1 protein-coding gene is annotated in these 1,182 nt (G+C 55.2%); it reads right to left on the bottom strand.

From position 1 onward, the window contains the following. Positions 1-16 precede the first annotated feature (16 nt). Positions 17-1,122 (bottom strand): IS3 family transposase gene (locus tag BTM36_RS04010; RefSeq protein WP_217349544.1). Its coding sequence is split into 2 segments (ribosomal slippage): positions 17-876 and positions 876-1,122, totalling 1,107 coding nucleotides; the frame shifts between segments, so codons are not numbered across the junction. Between the last annotated feature and the right edge of the window lie 60 nt (positions 1,123-1,182).

Here is a 1,182-nt window from a genome sequence, read left to right as displayed (position 1 = left end):
TGACCTGCTCCCCAATTTAGTACGAGAACGACTTGGAGTCTGCGGTTAAAAAAGTCTCTGCAAACTGTTGCGGCGTCAGGTACCCAAGGGAACTATGCGGCCTCTCAAAATTGTATTCTCGTCGCCAGGCGGCAATGACTTCCCGAGCATGCCGCATCGAAACAAACCAATGTTCATTCAGGCATTCATCCCGAAACTTGCCGTTGAAACTCTCGATGTAGGCATTCTGCTGCGGCTTGCCAGGTTCAATGAAGTTCAGCTTCAATCCGTGTGCATAGGCCCAGGCATCGAGCACCTTACCGGCGAACTCGGGGCCGTTGTCGATGGTAATCGATTGCGGCAATCCTCGAAGCTCTGATAGTCGCGACAGCACCGATACGACCCGCGTGCCTGGCAGCGACGTATCAACCTCGATAGCCAGACACTCCTTGGTGAAGTCGTCCACGATGTTCAGGCAGCGCAATCGGCGACCATCAGCCAATCCATCCGATACAAAGTCCATCGACCAGCTCTGATTGGGCATGGTCGCCCGAACCTTCAATTGCCGCTCCACGCCCGCAATCCGCTTCCTCTTGCGGCGCCTGACGCTCAGGCCTGCCTGCCGATACACCCGAAGCAGCTTCTTTCGATTGACCTGCCATCCTTCCCGCTGCATCAATACATGCAGACGCCGATAGCCATATCGGCGTTTTATGGCCGCCAGTTCGCAAAGACGCTGACGCAACTCCTCATCGTCAGGACGACGGGATTCGTAGTGATACAAGGAACGAGAAATTCCTATTAGCCCGCAGGCACGGGTTACGCCTAGACCGTGAACATGCATGATGTGCGTCACGGCGCTTCGCCTATCCTGCGGGCTTACCACTTTCGGCCGAGAACATCCTTTAGCGCAGCGTTGTCCAGCAGGCTTTCTGCCAGCAGCTTCTTGAGCTTGGCATTCTCGGCCTCCAGAGCCTTGAGCCGTTGGGCTTCGGATACCGTCATCCCGCCGAACTTGGATTTCCAGTTGTAGTACGTCGCGTCGCTGATGCCATGCTTCCGGCAAACCTCGGCTACTTTCATACCGGCTTCGGCTTCCTTGAGTACGCCGATAATTTGCTCTTCGGTAAATCGTTTCTTCATGCTGCCTCCGTATGGGGCAGACTCTACATCATTGCCGTACTAATCTCGGGGAGCAGGTCA

The organism is Herbaspirillum sp. VT-16-41 (assembly GCF_001994935.1).
GTDB lineage: Bacteria > Pseudomonadota > Gammaproteobacteria > Burkholderiales > Burkholderiaceae_D > Herbaspirillum > Herbaspirillum frisingense.
Note: the sequence above shows the minus strand (reverse complement) of the source record. Positions and strands in the feature narration are given on the sequence as shown.